This is a genomic window from Paraburkholderia sp. D1E, assembly GCF_052682275.1.
On the sequence record NZ_JBQYMB010000001.1, the window covers coordinates 4620445 to 4638902 of the forward strand.

Here is an 18458-nt window from a genome sequence, read left to right on the forward strand (position 1 = left end):
CATGACGATGTTTCAGGCAATCAGGCGGCATCTGCTATTCGCGACGTTATTTGGCATCGCGAGCAATCTGCTCGTACTGGCCCCCACGCTCTATCTGCTTCAGGTCTACGACCGTGTTTTGCCGAGTCGCAGCCTGGAAACGTTAGCCATGCTGATGATCTTCATGGCGATTTCGTTGTTCATGATGTTTGCGGTGGATGTCGTACGCAACCGCGTGCTGGCGGATCTCGGCCGGCAACTCGCGGACCGACTGGACCGGCTGGCGCTGGCGGCCCGCGTCGAGACACTGGCAAGACGAACGCCTCGGCCCGATCTCGCTACGTCACAGGACGTGGCCGCTCTCCGGTCGTTCCTTTCTGGCGCGGGAGTAACCGCACTCCTTGATATGCCCTGGCTCGTCGTTTATCTCGTGCTCATGTTCCTTTTTCACTGGTCGCTCGGTCTGATCGCGGTGGTGAGCGCAATCATTCTGGTCTGCCTGACGCTGCTCAACGACAGGTTGACGAGAGGCGGAGTCCGCTCCTACATGGCACGTCAGCGCAAGACCGAGCAAATCGCCACGCAGATTGCGCGCAACGCGGAGATTGTGACGGTACTTGGCATGAACGGCACCGTGATTGACGCCTGGGCAGCCCGGCGGAGCCTGGATCTCGACGCTCAGGAGCAGGTAACCGACACGTCAATGTTGAACAGGAATGTCGGTAAGACACTGCGTCAGGCCATTCAGGTTCTGATGATGGCCGCGGGTGCATGGCTCGTTATCAACCAGTATGCAACGGGTGGCGTCATGCTTGCCACGACGATCCTGCTGGGCAAGGCACTCGCTCCGGTCGAGCAGATGCTCGGAAGCTGGAAGCAGCTTACGGAGGTCCGGCAAGGCTGGGACCGGCTGAATGCACTGTATCGCTGGACGGCTGGACGCAGCGCGATCGCGTTACCTCGACCAGAGGGCCGGCTGACTGTCGAGGCACTGACTTTCAGCAGTCGCAACGTCAACGATCAACGGGGCCGTCTTCTGCTTAAGGGCATTCAGTTCGCGCTGAGTCCCGGTCAACTGCTTGTGATTGTCGGCGCCAGCGCATCCGGGAAATCGACGCTTCTGCGGCTTCTGGCGGGCCTGTGGGAACCGCAATCAGGCACGGTCCGCCTTGACGGCGCTGACATTACCCAGTGGCCGCGCGATACGCTGGGACGATATCTGGGGTATGTGCCGCAGGATGTTGAACTCTTTTCCGGCAGCGTGGCAGGCAACATTGCGCGCGATCCCAACCCGGCGAGTAACGATGCCCAGGCGATTGTGCTCGCGGCACAACGCGCGGGCGTGCACGAGATGATCCTCAAATTGCCGAATGGCTATGAAACAGACATCGGTGACTCGGGGGAGACGCTATCAGGTGGTCAACGCCAGGCAATCGCGCTGGCCCGTGCACTCTATGGTGACCCGCGTCTCGTGTTGCTCGATGAGCCAAACGCCAATCTCGACGCCGATGGCGAACGTCAGTTAAACACGGCTCTGCTCCAGTTGAAACGGGACGGGGTAACCGTCGTAGTAGTGACGCACCGGCAGACCGTGCTCTCGATCGCCGACCGCGTAATGATGATGCGCAGCGGACAGATTGAATGCTTCGGCACGCGCGAGCAGGTCGAGGCGTGGGCGCGCTCGAAGGCCCGACCGGCAGGACCTGCGTCGGGCAATGACCACCGTCGGGAGATCGTCGCATCATGAAACTGCGCCCTGTCGTAAAGGACCTGCGCGCACGCATCCGCAGCGCGTTGGCTGACCCGGGCCGATCATTCGAGCCGCAACGGACAGTCGAGCGCTTGCGTTTGCCGCGCAGGGCGATTGCATCGGGGTGTCTTGTGCTCGTCCTTGGGTGTAGCGCGCTAGGCATCTGGGCCGCTCTCGCGCCGCTGTCGGGCGCAGTCGTCGCAGAGGGTGTTGTGCGTGACGATGGCGAACGCAAGACGGTAATGCATCAGGAAGGCGGGATCGTCAAGGCCATCCTTGTGAAAGACGGCGATCATGTCAAGGCCAGACAGGTGCTGCTCACGCTCGACAGCGTGCGGCCCGATGCCGAAGTCTCGGCGCTGCAATCGCAACTGGCCGACGACGAAGCAAAGGCCGCACGGCTCGAAGCAGAACGTGACATGAAGAACTCGGTGATGTTCCCTGTGCAGTTGACCGCCCGGTCGTCGGACCCCGCTATTGCCGCACTGCTGCAGCGAGAGCAAACGCTGTTCGACTCCGAGCGGCAGACTCTGGACGACCAGTTGCGTCTGTTGCAGGAGCAGGCGGCCCAGACCCGCCAGGAAATCGCGACCGAGACTGCGCTTGTACGCACCAGCGGTGAAAGTCTCGGCATTTCGAAGCAGGAGCTTCAGGTCAATGAACAGTTGCGCAGCGAAGGCTACGTGACCGAAACAAAGATGATGGAGTTGCGGCGCGCCGCGGCAGATTATCAGTCACGCCAGCAATCGGATACGGCGGAACTGATTCGCGCGCGACAGAAGCAAACCGATCTCGATCTGAAGATCACTGCGCTGCGCAATGACTATGTGAAGTCGGCCGACACACAGCTGAAGGACACGACGGCAAAAATCCAGCAGGTCACCGATCAGTTACGCCCGGCACAGGATATCGAAACGCGCACCAGGATCGTCGCACCGGTCGATGGCGAGGTCGTCGGACTCATGGTGCACACAATCGGCGCGGCCATCGGTCCGCGCGAGCCGCTTCTCGATCTGGTGCCGTCAGGCACCCCGTTAATTGTTGAAGCGAAGATCAAGCCCGACAACGTGCGCGAGATTCTGCCAGGCAGCAAGGCGGATGTCCGGCTGACCGCGTACAACCCGCGAACCTCTCCGGTACTTGAAGGCACCGTGACGTATCTCTCCGCCGATTCGCTGAACGAGAAGGAGACGCGGCAGCCTTTCTATCTGGCGCATATCGAGATTCCCGCTGACGTCATTGCACACGCGAACAGCGTGGCGCGTGAGCCGATTCAACTCGGGCCGGGATTGCGGGCGGAAGTATTCATCAAGACCCGCTCGCGCAGCGCGTTTGATTACCTGTTCGAACCGCTTTGGGACGGCATCCAGAAATCCATGCGGGACTAGGACACGACTACACGCATATGTACGGAAACATCATGAATAAAAGAACCAAGTCATACGTTGTATTTTTTGCATTTCTGCTGCTGATTCCCATTTCGTACGGCTCAATATTAATTTTCAGTTGCGGACCGCTCAATAGAACGCTGCCAACCAGTCTTTATATTCTGATTGGTTTAGGACTTGCCATCTTCACTGCCGGGTCAGTAATCGGTGCGATATTCGCGATTTTCAGATTGTTCGCGACCACACGCCACAGTTCAGAGGCGGTTATCTCAGGGAATCTGGGGCGATATTTTATCGCAGGATTCGGACTATTCCTGATTGCCTATGTTCTCGTATCCAAAAAAATTTGCAGTTAATTTCAATCAATCTGGAGGCTCAGAGAAAAAGTGCGTTTTATTACCTGTTCGAACCGCTCTGGAACGGAATCCAGAAATCCATGCGAGATTAATCCGTTTTAATTTTAATCGGACGACAACATGCATCAGATGATATTGAAAATCGTAACCTCGACAGTCTGTCTGCTGCCATTGGCGGGCTGCGTCCCTGCCTCTCATCCAGCATCACCAATGGCTTTTGCGCCGATAAAAAGAAACGTTGGCAAAGGAAGAAAATGCACGCCTGAACGGAGACTCGGCAATATTAATCGTCCGGCGCGAGGGATTATAGAATGGAACGGTTCGTTTCTAACTCCTTCTTGGGAGCTGTACGTTATCGACCTAGACACCGAAAAACTGTCAAAAATTGAAAGCGCCCGGACTTTCGAAGGGGGGAAGATGATCGCCCAATCCAATAAAACACTGACCATTGACCTCGATTCCAGTGAGGTTCACGCCGTCGTCGCACTTGCGAATTCCGTCTGGGCAAGCCCAATCGATACTCCCAGCCACCCTATGACCGATGTCGCATGGAATATCGATCTCGTGGATGGGCAAGAAGAAAAATGTGAATCAGGTATGGGTGAGGCGGCAGGAGATGGCAGCCTTCTAACGAATACCATCTACGCAATCTGGAGATCTCATCAGATGGCAGAAAAATAAAGCAACAGATTTTAGCAGATGAGTAGTGGCAGTGCGCTAAATCTCACATGTGATCTTGACACGAGAGGGAAAGGAATTGAATCAAATATCATCTAAGCGTCTTGTCTTGACTTTCATTGCGGGGATTCTGAATTTTCACTCAATGCTTACATTAGCTGACGCCACAACTGAGCGTGAGACGGGAAAATTCACGCCTAAAAACCCTGATGAGATCGCAAAGAATATTTATGACCTTGTCACTCATGACGAGTTGGCGGACGAACAATACTACTCAGAAAAAATGGACGTCGTTATGAAGGGGGGCGAGAAAGGCTGGGTGAAAGATCCAGCGCCATGTGGACTGGCACTAATCCCCAAGATTGATCTAAAACTTGAACAGCGTTTTTCTTACTCTGAAATTCCATGGTTTTTTAATAAAAATTATGGCCGAAATTTTCGTTGCGATCAACCTTATATCAAGGAATTTCTTCCAAACGGAAAAATTGCGGTTCGAGCAGGCATGGAAATAGATTTCAATAAAGCATGCATCACAAAAGGTGATTTAAAAAAATATTTCACGAAGGCGATTTTTTCGCCCGACCGAGGAGGATTCACTATGAAATATCTGCAACAAGGAGAAAATTCTATATATATAGAAATATGGTCAACCGCGTTAGAGAAAAAATGCGTCACCTCAATCACATTGAAACAAAATAGCCAATAAGGATTATAGAAATGACTGATCGCAGTCTTAACTCCCCCATTACCGGTCAAGAATCCATGTGGAACACGATCAAATCCCCCACAACGGAAGAACTGGCACTCATCAATGCGAGTCCACTCCTGGTTCAAGAACTTAACAACTATCAGAGTGCGATTGACAGTGGCACCGCATTACCGTTCGGCAGGTATGACTTATCATCTGTCGGTCTCCAAACTGTTGCCAGCTATAACGGGCAGAATGTCCAGCTGCAAAGCCAGTTCGGCTCCCAGATAATCGGAGAAGATGCAAATAAATTTGTCGGCGACTTGAGCTATGAGCTTGGTCACTTCGTAAATTATCAGAATGACAAGCAGGTCTATGATGCGCTAGGAAATCTTAATCCGAATGACCCAAACTATGGGAGCATGGCGGGATTCCTTGGTAGTCTGGAGGAGGCCGAATCCGAAGCCAATAATTACGCAGTACAGCAACAAATTTTAAATACAACCAGCAAGTCCGGTAATCCGGTTTTGATTAAACTGAATGGCGATGCCAATTCGGACGGCGATTTACAGCCAAAACTTGATGGCGCATATGCTTCAGACAAGGCAAGTGGGATCGATGCGGGGCAGGATCTTAGCAAGTTGACATCGGCGGCTTCAGCGATATCCGGCACGATACCTGTTACCGCGGAACTTGGCCAGCCCATTAATTTCTATGATTACTACAGCGAGAACGCAGGCCCTCTGCACGACTATTTTTATCCAGCATCTACCGGCAGTGCTACTCAGACCGGTGTACAAGGGGCGCAATTTGGTGATCCGACGGAAATATCTTTTAAATATAATCCGGATGGCACGCTGAAGTCCGCCACCGCCGATTTTTCATTGGGCCAGTTCGAGACGGTCAATTTTAGTGGGGCCGCTGTCAGTTCATCCGCCATTGTTGACCAATTCGGCAATGTTGTTTCGCAGACTGTTTACTCGCACAATGCCGACGGCAGCTATGTTGCTAACGTCTATGACGGTCAGGGTCACGCCACCGACCAAGACCAGTTCCACGCAGACGGCTCTGAAGTTGCCTACCACTTTAATAGCAATGGCACGCAGAACGCGACGGTCTACAACGCGCAAGGAACTGAGACCGAGTACGCGACTTTCGGCACCAACGGCACGAAAACGCAGGACGTATTTTTCGACGCCACGACTGGACGCGAAACTCAGGAAAACGATTTCAACGCCGACGGTAGCCAGGTTGACCACATCTTCAACGCTAACGGCACGCAGAACGCCGCGGTCTTCAACGCCGCCGGTCACGAGACCGAGTACGCAACCTTCGGCACCAACGGCGCGAAAACGCAGGATGTCTTCTTCGACGCCACGACTGGACGTGAAACTCAGGAAAACGACTTCAACGCCGACGGCAGCCAGGTTGATCACCTCTTCAACGCCAACGGCACGCAGAACACCGCAGTCTTCAATGCCGCCGGTCACGAAACCGAATACGCGACTTTTGGCACCAATGGCGCCAAGACGCAAGACCTGTTCTATGACGCAACGTCCGGCCGTCTGACGCAGGAGAACGACTTCAATGCCGACGGCAGCCAGGTCGATCATCTCTTCAACACCAACGGCACGCAGACCGCCTATGTGTTCAACGCCGCAGGCCACGAAACCGAGCAGGCAACCTTCGGCGTCAACGGCGCGAAAACGCAGGACCTGTTCTATGACGCAACAACCGGACGTGAAACGCAAGAGAACGACTTCAACGCCGACGGCAGCCAGGTCGATCACCTCTTCAACGCCAACGGCACGCAGACCGCGTATGTATTCAACGCCACTGGTCATGAAACCGAGCAGGCCACCTTTGGCACCAACGGCAAAATAACGCAGGATCTCGTCTATGACGGAGCGACTGGCCGAGAGTTACAGGAGACTGACTACAACACGGACGGCAGCGGCGTCGCACACATATTTAACCCCGACGGGACGCAGAACGCTGCCGTGTTCGATCCGTCAGGCCATGTCTCCGAGTACGCGACGTATGGCACAAACGGCAAGATTACGACCGACGCCTTTTACGATGCAAATGGCCGTGAGACGCAACTGACCGAATACTCTGGCAACCAGACGACCGTCCACATGATCAACGCCGACAATTCGCAGACGGCGACCGTCTATAACAGTAGTGGCGACGAAACTGAATATGCAAAGTTCAATACGAGCGGCCAGAAAACGGACGACTATTTCTTTGACGGATCGACCGGCCGTGAAACGGAATACGACCAGTACGGCAACAACGGCAGCATGACCGCGCATCTGTTCAATAGCGATAACACACAGAACGCTATCATCTTCAATGGGAATGGACAGGAACTGGAATATGACTCGTTCGACAGCAGCGGTAAGCTCACCGGCTTCACCCAGTTCACCTACGGAGCCGGCGGTGGCTATAACGCAATTGCATATGGTCCGACCGGATATGAAACTGGCTGGGCAGACTACGGAAGCAACAACATGCTCGTTTCATCCGGCGGGGGCCAGTACAACTTTACGCTGGGTGATGAATATGGCAGCGGTAGCAACTACCTCGGCTTTGATTGGGGGTTCGAACAGGATATGGGATATTCCACGGATTTTGGATTTTCGTTCTAAATCTTAAGTACTCCTGGTTACATCATTGCTCGCCGCGCTTCGCGCGCGGCGTCCCTTTTTGTTTGACTGAAGGGCCTTCGGCCGGGCGATCGACCCCACCATCCCCACGTACTTTGACCGGGAAAGGAGAGTTCTTTGGGGAAAGCTGGACGTCCGCCCGCGAACGCGGAAGCGGTCGGGCCGAAACAAGGCTATTTATGGGATGAACGAGTCTTTACTATGTGCAACTCCATTTTTTTTCGCTTCCGCATGTCTTATCGCCTATTCACATTTTGCATGAGCTTGTTTATCGCCGGTTGCGCTGGCGACATTACTGCGCCGTATCAACGGCCGAGCGGGGCCAGCCTGCTGCCAGCGCAATACCGATGCACTAAATTTTGCACAGTTGACTTCCTGCAAAACACGTTCAGAGTGCCGAGGCATGGACTGCTTATTGGCCGTGGCGCTATTCTGACGGAGTACGCCGACTGGACGATGGTGGACTATGACTCTCGAAGTCTCACGAGAATTAGAACCGTCGTTGAAAGCAACTCAACGGGACGATCCCAGCTGCGAGTCGTCGAGCGTTCCGATACGCCTCTTAGTCAAAAGGAGATGGCCGCCGTGCAGACTAGCGCTGACAGGATATGGGCGTCGCCCAGCAGCGTGCCCACACAGTTCACGTACCATCGAGTCTGGAACATCTATCTTTTGGATGGCCAAACAGTCCGGTCGGAGTTCGGACCAGGAAATCCGGACGGCCTCGGACGTGAGTTGCAAGACATGCTTGACAGTCTTTGGAATAGTCACCGGTAACAAGAAAGTCATCGTTGCGGACCGCAGACATCCTGCTGCATCGCTATCAAACACAGTATGCCGGACGGCGACGCGATGATCATCCGCGAGACCACGCACCACTTCAGTCCACTGTCGCTTCACCGTTCGACGGTTGGGCGGCGCCTGCCGATTCTGCTGACTGCCGCCGGGCGCGCTTACTTTGCGATGTGCCCCGAGGGCGAACGCGAAGACATTCTCGATTTGCTGCGTTCGGGTGCGGGCGGAGACGAGCAGAAGGCGCTCGCCTCCAAAAATGCGTTGATCAAAAGCCGAGTACGGCGGGTTCGCGCGGACGGCTTCGGAATTAACCCACGGCGATTGGGCCGCGCAGAGCAAAATCGGCGCAGTCGCCGTCGCGATCGTGTCTCAGGCGCGCGCGCCGCAGTACACCTCAGGCCTCAATCCGCACTGCATGCCCAGCCATCATCGCAAGCCCCTCATGCAACGCAGGAAACAGACTCCGATTAAAGTTATTCCAGCGCAGCTCCAGAATGGTATCGTCCTTATCGATCTCAGTGCTCAGCACATCATGAATCACCTCACCCGAATCGATCCCGTTGTCGACGTAATGAAACGAAGCCCCGGTGAGATAAAGCGGCTCCACCTCCACGGTCTCCATCGTCTTCCAGTCGATCACCTTCTTGCCACGCGCCCCATACAAAGCATCGAGCGTCGCATACGCCCCACGCCGCTCATACGGCGACTCCTCCCGCGTTACGCCCGGATGAATATTCACGATCTTGCGCTCGAACAGCGCCCCCGGCCGGACCAGTTCATCGAGAATGATCAACAGTCCATCCAGCACAACGATATCGGCCTTCAGTTCGACCAACGTATCGAGCAAATGCTTCTCAAACCGGCTCTTCCCCGCCACACGCCCCGCGGCCCCAAGCGGCTCACGCCGATAAGCCGACGGAATGGCAAGCAACAGATCATTGACAGCTTTACCCTGCACCCGCAAATTCGGCGGATAGAACCACCGCTTACCCGGCTCATACGAGAACCCATACTCCTTCAGCTTCTCGCGGTCCAACGCGGATCCCGCATCGTCGTCATAGATCACCTTCTCCAACGAATACTGCTCGCCGAGTTCGGTGTCGTTGAGCGCTTCCACGAGCGATTCAAGCACGGACTTCATATACCGCATGCCGCTCCTGTACGCGACATCCTGCCCCGCTTTGTCAGCGGCTGCGTTTCTCAGAGACCAGATGTAAACGAGCTTTTTCTTCGGCATAGTCGGATTGAATGAGTATTGATAGTTGCGAATAAGATGAAAACAACGGGTGTTCGGACAGTACACACCATCACAACAACGATCCGAACACCCACCGCTTACCAGTCGTATCTCGCCGTGGCGATCACCGTGCGCGGATTCCCATAGAAGCAGGTATTCACCGACTGGCAACCGCTCACAAACCGGCGATTGAAAATGTTCTGCCCATTAACCGCGAAACGCCAGTTGCGCATCTCGTAGTGAATCGCCGCGTCGTACACGGTGTAGCTCGGCACGTACAGCGAGTTGTCCGCCGCGCCCGCTGTGCCGCTTTGATAGCGGATACCCGCACCAAAGCCGAGGCCGGCGAGCGGCCCGACGTGCCACGTCCAGTCGCCCCACAGCGAAGCCATCTGACGCGGTCGTGGAATATCCACGGGCCACTTGCCCAGGGTATCGTCGCCGGCCTTGATGTTTTTCACGTCCTGATACACGTACGCGGCAATCACCGAGAAATTACGCGTGACGTTGCCCACCCCGCTCAACTCAATGCCACGCGAGCGCACTTCGCCCGTCTGCACTGACGTACTGCCGGTCGGGTCGAGGGCGAGATCGGGCGTGACGACGTTGGTCTGGTTGATCTGATAGACCGCCGCGTTCAACATCAGATTCTTGCCGGCCGGTTGCCAGCGCAACCCCGCTTCGATCTGCTTGCCCTTGGTCGGTTCGGCAATACCGCCGCCCGCGATCTTCACGCCGATCAGCGGATTGAACGAGGTCGAATAGCTGATATACGGCGACAGCCCGTAATCGCCGAGATACACGAGCCCGACGCGTCCCGAGAAGGCATGATCGTTCTGCGTGAGCCGCGTGCCGCCGGCGAGATCGTTCTGCGTCGTGTCGCTCCAGTCCTGGCGCCCGCCGAGCGTCAGTACCCAGCGCTGCCACTTGATCTGGTCCTGCGCATACACGCCGAACGAATTGAGCGTCGACTTCGTGTCGGTGCGAGGAAACGCGGTGGGGCCACTGAAAATCGCGTTGGTGATCGGCGTATACACCGGGTTGTACATATTCAGACTCGGCCCGGTCGCCATCGACTCGCTATCGGTCGTCGACTGCCGGTTGTATTCAAAGCCAAGCAGTACTGTATGGTCGAGCGGGCCGGTGCGGAATTTGGCCAGCGCCTGGTTGTCAACGTCGAAACGGCTGTAATTCAGCTGATACAACCCGACATAGCGCAGCAGCGACGCCTCCGTGGGATCCGCCGGATCGAGACCACCACCGAACACTTGCCCCTGATCGAGCGACAGGTGCATCAGGCGCGTGTTCTGCCGGAACGTCCAGACCGGATCGAGCTTGTATTCGAACTGATACCCCACCGACCACTGCTTCTTACGATAATGGGAAAACTCCGGATCGCCCGTATAGAGATCCGGTGAAATCTTACCGTTCGGATTCGGCAGAATCGTGCCTTGCGCTGGCAGAAAGTTGTTCGACGCGTCGCCCCAATCCTGCAGATAGGTCGCCTCGACGGTCAGCGAGGTCTTCGCGTTCGGCTGCCACTTCACCGAAGGCGCCAGCGCCACGCGCTGCTCCGGGTTCGGCCCAGTCTGCGAATTGCCGTCGCGTCCTACTCCCTGAACACGATAAGACAGCGTGCCGTCCTTATCGATCTTGTCGCCCACATCGAAAGCGAGTTGCTTGCGCGCGTAATCGCCCACCTGCATTTCGACTTCGCGGATGCGCTCGCCGTTCGCGAGCTTGCTCTGCACGTCGATAATCGCGCCCGGGTCGCCCTGGCCATACAGAACGGAAGTCGGACCGCGCAGCACCGTGATGCTGTCGATCATGTACGGATCGACACGCCAGCTCGAGAGATTGAGCGTATTGGGCACCTGCAGACCGTCGACGAAGACTGTTGGCGTAAAACCGCGCAGCACCGAATACCAGTCGGAGCGCACATCCGAGCCATACGTCGAAAAGCCCGGCACGTAGCGCAAGGCTTCGTTAATGGAAGTCGCGCCGGTTTGCTCGATCTGCTCCGCGGTTACGACGTTGATCGTCTGCGGGATCTCCTTCAGCGCGGTGTCGGTCTTGGTGCCCGTGCTGCTGCGACGAGCGACGAGGCCCACCGTTGACTCGCTTTCAGCCGCCCCTTTGACGCTGATCGAAGGCAGCGTATTGGCTGGCGTTGCGTCCTGTTGTGTTGTGTTGGTTTGCTGTGCGTCGCCCGCTGACTGCGCGGCAGGTTGGGATACCTGCTGCGCCTGCGCATGCCCGGCTGCCGCCGCGTAAAACGCCATGCTTGCCGCGGCTGCGATCGCACGCCGACGCGTGCCTATTGCCCACTCCATCTCTCGATGCTCCAGGTTGTTATGCGGCCAATTGGCCGCGTTTTATTAAAGAGCGAAGGCCATGCGGCCCGTGCGCGTCCCGTTTTCTTCTGTTTGTGTGGTCCGGCTGGTCAACCGGTCTTGTGATGTGTGGCGGGAGAGCGACGCGACGATTTCGTCGGAGCGCAGCGCGAGGACCGACAGCAGCGTGTCGGAAAGCCCGTGGCTGTCTTCACAGCAGCCCTGGAGGTAAATGCGCGGTTTGAAACTCGTGGGCGTGGCAAGCCGGTAATCGCGTTCGACGTTGCCCTGCGCGAGCGCATCGCCCAGATGCGGCGCAAGGCCTTCGAGCAGTTCGAAATGCGTGTCGCGGCGATACCCCGTCGCCAGCACGAGCGCATCGAATTGCTCGGCACGCGCGTGGCCGCTCAGACGGTCGCGCAGCGTGAGTTCGATCTGGCCGTTCGCCGTGCGCACCGCCGTCTCGATGCCCGTGTTGGCCAGCAAGCGATGACGCGGCTCTGCCGCAACGTTCTGCATATAGAGCATTTCGTAGATCTGCTCGATCAGCGGACGGTCGACCACCGCGTAGTTGGTGTCGCGAAAGCGCTCGATCAGCGAACGGCGCCCGTCTCTCGGCTGCGCGTAGACGATATCGGTAAACGCCGGGCTGAAGATCTCATTGACGAACGGACTGTCGTCGGCAGGCTTGAGCGCGCTCGAACGGATCACGAGACTTGCGTCGACATGCGGATAGCGGCGTGTCAGATCGATGAACACTTCCGCCGCACTCTGCCCCGCACCGATCACGGCCACGCGTTTGCGCGCCCCGTTGGCGTCACCCACCACCCGGTCGATCGAAGTCAGATACTTCGACGAGTGCACGATATTGTGCGAACCGAGTGCGGCAAAAGCCTCCGGCACCTGCGCGCCGCCGCCGATACCGACCGACAATGCGCGCGTCACGCGCTGCCACTCGCGGCCCTCTTCGTCGCGCGAAAACACGCGCAGCGCTTCGACTTCGTTCGCGTTACCGGCAGATTTAACCGCTTCGATACCGATCACTGTCTGCCCGTAGTGCGCGCGATCATCGAACGACGCGGCCACCCAACTGAGATAATCGTGAAACTCGACACGCGTCGGATAGAAACTCTTCAGATTCACGAATTCCGCCAGACGTCCTCGCTCGAACAGATAGTTGATGAACGTGAAGCGGCTCTTCGGATCACGTAACGTAACGAGGTCCTTGAGGAAGGAGATCTGCATCCGGCAGTCGTCGAGCAGCATGCCGCGATGCCAGCCGAACTCGGGTTGTCGCTCGATAAAGCAATGTGCGAGGTCTGATACGCCGGCCTCTTCGGCAAGGCGCACGGCAAGCGCCAGATTCGACGGCCCGAAGCCGATGCCGATCAGATCAAATACGGTGTCTCTGTGCATGTCGCAGGTCCTTATCGGTGTGAGCCGGCGCGCCGGATGCGCTGGCCGGAGAAAAATGTTTGTTGGTGGCGTGAGCTTCAACCGGCATCCCGCACCTCGGCGACGGTCGATGCCCCCGCAACGATCCGCGCGCCCAGGCCAGTGAAGCTCGGCGCGGCAAACACGTCGGCAATCGAGAGTGCATGACCGGCTGCTTGCGCCGCGTCGACAAAGCGCACGACGTCGAACGAAGTCGCGCCCGCTTCGAATAGATCATCGTGATGTGCCGGCGTGTTGCCTTCGAAGAGATCGCTCCAGACGCGTTCGAGCGCCTCGGCGAGCCGGGTTGCTTCGTCTTGATGTGCGCCGGGCGCGTTCATGCCAGCAGCAATGGCAGGCGTTACCAGTGCAAACCGCGCCGGCGACGCGCCGAGCGCGTCATGCGGCGCATCGACGAACTGCTGAACCACGTTGACATAATCAGCCGTCAACGCCTCGACGAACCGGCCGTCGACCAGTTCATCCGCATACGAAAACGCACCTGTCACGCGTCCATCCGGATGCTCGACCACGTCGAGCTCCAGTTCGAACACGACGCGATGCCGGACGTCGTTGAAATCGGCGAGCGTGAGACCCGCCCAGTCACGCTCCGCTGCGCCCGCGGGGCGTAGATAGTTGAACATCACCGAGAAAATCGGATTGCCGGGTTCCAGGCGCGGCGCGCGCACCGCCGCGACCACGTCGGCGAAGGGCGTATCCGCATGCGAATAGGCAGCGAGAGCCGCATCGCGAACCTCAGCCAGCAATGTGGCGGGCGTGTGTGTTTCGGCGAGCCGTGTGCGCACGACCACCGCGTTAATGAAGAGCCCGAGCGCGCGGCGTGCGGTCTCGCCCGTCAATTCACGTGTTGATGCCAGAACGCCGACCGGTTGATCGGTCGCGCCGGTTGCACGATAGAACGCGACGTTTAACGCAGCGTGCAGCAGCATCGGCAACGTTGCGTGGACTTCAAGCGCCATCGTACGGGCACGTCGCACCACGTCCGGAGAGAAATCGAACGCGAGGCGGCCCGCGGTCCAGCGCGGCGCTGCGGATCGACCCGACGGCGGCGCCGGTAAAACATGCGCGGGTGCGTCGGCAAGCACGTCGCGCCAGAACGACAGGCGCGCACGCGGCGCCGCGATTGGCAGGACCAGCGCGTGGGGCAAAGGTGATGCCTGGCTCGAAGCCGCGGGCGACGCACCCCGCACGATCGCCACATAGATCGTGCGGACTTCGTCAAGCCACAGGTCGATCGACTGTCCGTCCGACACGATGTGATGCACAACCAGCGACAACACATGATCGTGCTCGCCGACACGCAATAGCCGCACGCGCCAAAGCGGCGCGTCGTCGAGCAGGTCGAATGGCGTCAGCGCATCTTCGTCGGTGAGCGTAACGGCGGCGGCCTCGCGCGCGCTGTCTATGTTATCCGCGGTGTCTGCTGCTTCGAGCGAAAGCAGATCGATCACCGGCAGTTCGAAAGGCGCGATCGTCGCAATCCGTTGGCCCGGCAATTCTCCGTTCCGCTCGACGAGGTGCGTACGCAACGCCGGATGCCGCGCCATGGCCCCGGCAAACGCTTCACGCAATGCATCGGCATCGAGCGGCCCGCGCAGACGCAGCGCGACAGGAATGTTGTAGGCCGCGCTGTCCGGCTGCGCGCGCCACAAGAACCACAGGCTCAATTGCGCGGCAGACAGCGGCAACACGCCTGGCGCTTCGGCAAGCGCGCGCGATTTCGTCGATCCGCTCGCGAAGCCCGAATGCGACCCGGACTCGGCGTTCACTTCGACCACCGCCTCACTCCGCGCCGCAGCCATGACCCGCTGCGCGTACTGAGCCAGAATCGGTGCTTCGAAGAGTGTGCGCACCGACACATCTCGTGCAAGCCGTTCGGCTACGCGTGTCGCCACGCGAACTGCCGCGAGCGAATGCCCGCCGAGTTCGAAGAAGTGATCGCCACGACCGACGCGCTCCACGCCCAGCACCTCCCGGAAAATCAGCGCGAGCGCCGTTTCGAGGCCGGCGCCAGGCGCCTGATAGGCGCGTGCGACCCGCTGCGGCTCCGGCAATGCAGCGCGGTCCACCTTGCTGTTCGCATTGCGCGGCAATGCATCGAGCACGACGATATGCGCGGGCACCATGTAATCGGGCAATGTGTGACGTAGATGCGCGTCGAGTTCGGCGGCGTCCGCCCGCGTGTTGCGCTCGCGCGCTTCCGCGCTCAACTCGACATACGCCACCAGCGCCGCTTGCGCTCCCTTGCCGTGCACGATCGCCACCGCTTCGCGCACGTCCTCATGTGCGGCGAGTTGCGCTTCGATTTCACCCAACTCGATACGCAAGCCTCGCAGCTTCACCTGATGGTCCACGCGACCGATAAAGTCGAATACACCGTCCGCGCGCCGTTTCACCAGGTCACCCGTGCGATAGAGCCGCGCGCCCGGCGCACCGAACGGATCCGGCACAAAGCGCTCCGCGGTAAGCGCGGGCCGGTCGAGATAACCGCGTGCGACGCCCACGCCCTCGCCGCCCAGATACAGTTCCCCGATCACGCCAACCGGCAGCGGATTCAGGCGTGCATCGAGCACATGCGCGGATCGGGCGCCGACCAGCGTGCCGATCGGCAGATAGGCACTGTCGGCGAGCCTTGCGACATCGTCGCTGGGATAGAACATCCACAGCATCGGGGTGATGACGGTCTCGGTCGGCCCATAACCGTTGACGATGCGAGCGTTCGGAAACGCGCGACGCATCAGCGCAAAAGCTTCACGTGAAGTCGCTTCGCCGCCCACCGTCAGCGATCGCAAAGTCGGCGGCGCACCGTGCGCGAGCGCCCATTCCGCAAGCTGCGTCGCGCAACCGGGCGGCACGTAGGTCATCGTCACGCCTTCGCGCACCATCATCCGGCAGGTTTGCGCGGGCGGCCACAGTGTGTCGGCGGTGATCGCTACCGCGGCGCCGGACATGTACTGCGAGAACCATCCCTCGTGAGCACCGTCGAAATTGACCGACTGGAACAACAGGAAGACGTCGTTTTCATCCGCGCCGTAACGCTCAGCAATCGCCGCACAGTGCAGCGCGAACGAACCGTGATCGACCACAACGCCTTTCGGCTTGCCGGTCGAGCCCGAGGTGTAGATCACATAGGCCGCCTGGTGCGGCGAGACGGCAGGCAACGCGGTTGGCGCAGACGATAGATCGCCACGCTGTGGCTCTTCGTCGATCAACCACAAGCGCAGGCGATCCGACGCCGGCAGCGCGGCCAGACTAGCGCGCTCGGTGATGACATGCGTGATCTGCGCGTCATCGAGAATCTGCGCGAGACGCTCGCGCGGATGGCTCGGGTCGAGCGGCACAAACGCGCCGCCGGATTTCAGCGTAGCAATCAGGCCGACCAGCAGATCGACCGAGCGGCCCAGCGCCACCCCAACGCGCATTTCCGCGCTCACGCCGGCTGCCACGAGTTGCAGCGCAAGCCGTGTCGCGCGCGCGTCCACTTCACCGCGTGTAAGCGAACGTTCGAGATCCGCCACGCCGCGTGCATCTGGCCGTGCATGCGCATGATCGGCCACACGCTGGTGAACCGGTCTGAAGGCCTCCTGGTGATTGACTGCCGTGCTGTTCCACGCATCCAGCTGGGCACGCTCGGCGTCAGGCAGCCATTGCAAATCGCCGACCGTCGTCCCGGGCGCGGCCGTTGCATTCGACAGCAATTCGATGAAACGTGCAGCTAGCCGCTCAACGGCATCCGCCTCGAAGAGATCAAGCGCGTAGATGAAGTAGGCATCGACGGAACCGTCGTCGCGTTCCTCGAAGCTCAGCGTCAGATCGAACTTGGCGAACGGTGCTCCCGATGGCAATTCCGTCATGCGAACGCCGGCAAGCGAAGGCAAACGCCGACGCGCACCATAAGCCGCCATCACCTGAAACAGAGGATGGTGGCTCGCACTGCGCACCACACCAAGCGCTTCGACCACCTGTTCGAACGGCACATCCTGATGCGATTGAGCGTCGATGAGCGTTTGCTGCGTCGCTCCAACCAGCGCGGCGAACGGTTGCGTTGCGGCAACAGGCGTCGCGAGCGTCAGCGTGTTCACAAAGAAACCGACGAGGCCAGCCACTTCGCCACGCTCGCGATTCGCGGCGGGCACGCCGATCTGAATCTGCGCCTCAGCCGACGAGCGCGCGAGCACGGCATTGAGCGCTGCGAGCAACACCGCGAACGGCGTAGCGCGCTGGGCATTGGCGAGCGCCTTGACCTGCGTGACAAGCGCGGCATCCAGCACGAACCGATGCCGCGCGCCACGCGCGCTCCGTTGCGCCGGACGCGGCGCCGTCCCCGGCAGCATCAATACGTCGCGGCTCGCATCCAGCCTGGCACGCCAGAATTCCAGCTGACGCTCACGCTCGCCCGCATCGAGCCAGCGGCGCTGCCACAGCGCATAGTCGGCGTACTGGATCGGCAACGGCGCCAGCGATACGGCTTCACTCTTCGCATATGCGTGATAGAACGACGCCAACTCCGCGAGCATCACGTCAGCCGACCAGCCGTCCGACACGATGTGATGCGTCGTCAGCACGAGCCAGTGCGTCGTCGCGTCGAGCCGGATCAAATGCGCGCGCATCAGTGGGCCAAGCGACAGATCGAAGGCCTGCGCTTCATCCGCTTGCGCAATGGCAGCCGCGCGCGCGTCACGCTCATGCGCGGGCAGCGTGCTCACGTCGCTCGCATGCCACGGGCAGCGCGACGGCGCATGCACGGTCTGCAACACGCCGTCCGCGCTCTCGGTGAAGGTCGTGCGCAACGCCTCATGGCGCGCGATTAGTGCATCGCACGAAAGACGCAGTGCATTCGCATTGAGCACGCCGTCGAGCCGCAGACGTTCGGTGATGTGATACGCGGCCAGCTCGTCGATCATGCGCGCATGCAGCCACAGACGCGTTTGCGCGAACGAAGCCGGCACGCTCGCGGTTCGCTCGGCGCGCGGCGGAATCGGCAGCACGCGAAAATCGATGCCGGCTGCGTCGAGCTTCGTGAGAAAAGCCTTGCGCTGCGCGTCCGGCAAAAGCGCGAAACGTGTCGCGAGGGAAAGCAGATCCGGTTTGGCTGTCGTCATGCTGGGTTGTCTCAGTGCTCAATGCTTG

General features: G+C 59.0%; 10 protein-coding genes and 1 pseudogene. 7 read left to right on the plus strand and 4 right to left on the minus strand.

What is annotated here, in order from left to right:
• Positions 1-7 precede the first annotated feature (7 nt).
• The 7 genes and pseudogenes from ACUN0E_RS20665 to ACUN0E_RS20695 all read left to right on the plus strand — a co-directional run.
• Complete coding sequence (locus ACUN0E_RS20665) at positions 8-1726, plus strand: type I secretion system permease/ATPase (RefSeq protein ID WP_445570492.1); 1719 nt, start codon at positions 8-10, stop codon at positions 1724-1726.
• A complete protein-coding gene (locus ACUN0E_RS20670; RefSeq protein ID WP_445567823.1) occupies positions 1723-3117 on the plus strand; it encodes an HlyD family type I secretion periplasmic adaptor subunit in 1395 nt (464 codons plus the stop codon). Before ACUN0E_RS20665 ends, ACUN0E_RS20670 begins: the two co-directional genes overlap by 4 nt.
• A gap of 32 nt (positions 3118-3149) precedes the next feature.
• Positions 3150-3473 carry a hypothetical protein gene (locus tag ACUN0E_RS20675; protein ID WP_445567824.1) on the plus strand — a complete coding sequence of 108 codons (324 nt, stop codon included), beginning with the start codon at positions 3150-3152 and terminating at the stop codon, positions 3471-3473.
• Between the two features lie 120 nt (positions 3474-3593).
• The gene (locus tag ACUN0E_RS20680) at positions 3594-4154 is read left to right on the plus strand and encodes a hypothetical protein (RefSeq protein ID WP_445567825.1); all 561 of its coding nucleotides are present in this window, start codon (positions 3594-3596) and stop codon (positions 4152-4154) included.
• A gap of 76 nt (positions 4155-4230) precedes the next feature.
• Positions 4231-4857, plus strand: coding sequence for a hypothetical protein (locus ACUN0E_RS20685; RefSeq protein WP_445567826.1), 627 nt, complete (start codon positions 4231-4233; stop codon positions 4855-4857).
• A gap of 11 nt (positions 4858-4868) precedes the next feature.
• On the plus strand, positions 4869-7490 hold the full coding sequence (locus ACUN0E_RS20690) for a hypothetical protein (RefSeq protein ID WP_445567827.1): 2622 nt from the start codon (positions 4869-4871) through the stop codon (positions 7488-7490).
• Positions 7491-8345: 855 nt separating this feature from the next.
• A pseudogene (locus ACUN0E_RS20695) lies at positions 8346-8682 on the plus strand (DNA-binding transcriptional regulator); the annotation flags it as partial.
• A gap of 15 nt (positions 8683-8697) precedes the next feature.
• Here the strand turns inward: ACUN0E_RS20695 and ACUN0E_RS20700 are convergent.
• The 4 genes from ACUN0E_RS20700 to ACUN0E_RS20715 all read right to left on the minus strand — a co-directional run bounded on the left by ACUN0E_RS20700 (position 8698) and on the right by ACUN0E_RS20715 (position 18430).
• Positions 8698-9540 (minus strand): formyltransferase family protein, encoded by an 843-nt coding sequence (locus ACUN0E_RS20700; RefSeq protein WP_445567828.1) that lies wholly within the window; start codon positions 9538-9540, stop codon positions 8698-8700.
• A 98-nt stretch (positions 9541-9638) separates the two neighbouring features.
• The gene (locus tag ACUN0E_RS20705) at positions 9639-11873 is read right to left on the minus strand and encodes a TonB-dependent siderophore receptor (RefSeq protein ID WP_445567829.1); all 2235 of its coding nucleotides are present in this window, start codon (positions 11871-11873) and stop codon (positions 9639-9641) included.
• A 45-nt stretch (positions 11874-11918) separates the two neighbouring features.
• Positions 11919-13289, minus strand: coding sequence for a lysine N(6)-hydroxylase/L-ornithine N(5)-oxygenase family protein (locus ACUN0E_RS20710; protein WP_445567830.1), 1371 nt, complete (start codon positions 13287-13289; stop codon positions 11919-11921).
• Between the two features lie 77 nt (positions 13290-13366).
• Positions 13367-18430: an amino acid adenylation domain-containing protein gene (locus tag ACUN0E_RS20715; protein WP_445567831.1), complete on the minus strand. Its 5064-nt coding sequence runs from the start codon at positions 18428-18430 to the stop codon at positions 13367-13369.
• Positions 18431-18458: the final 28 nt, after the last annotated feature.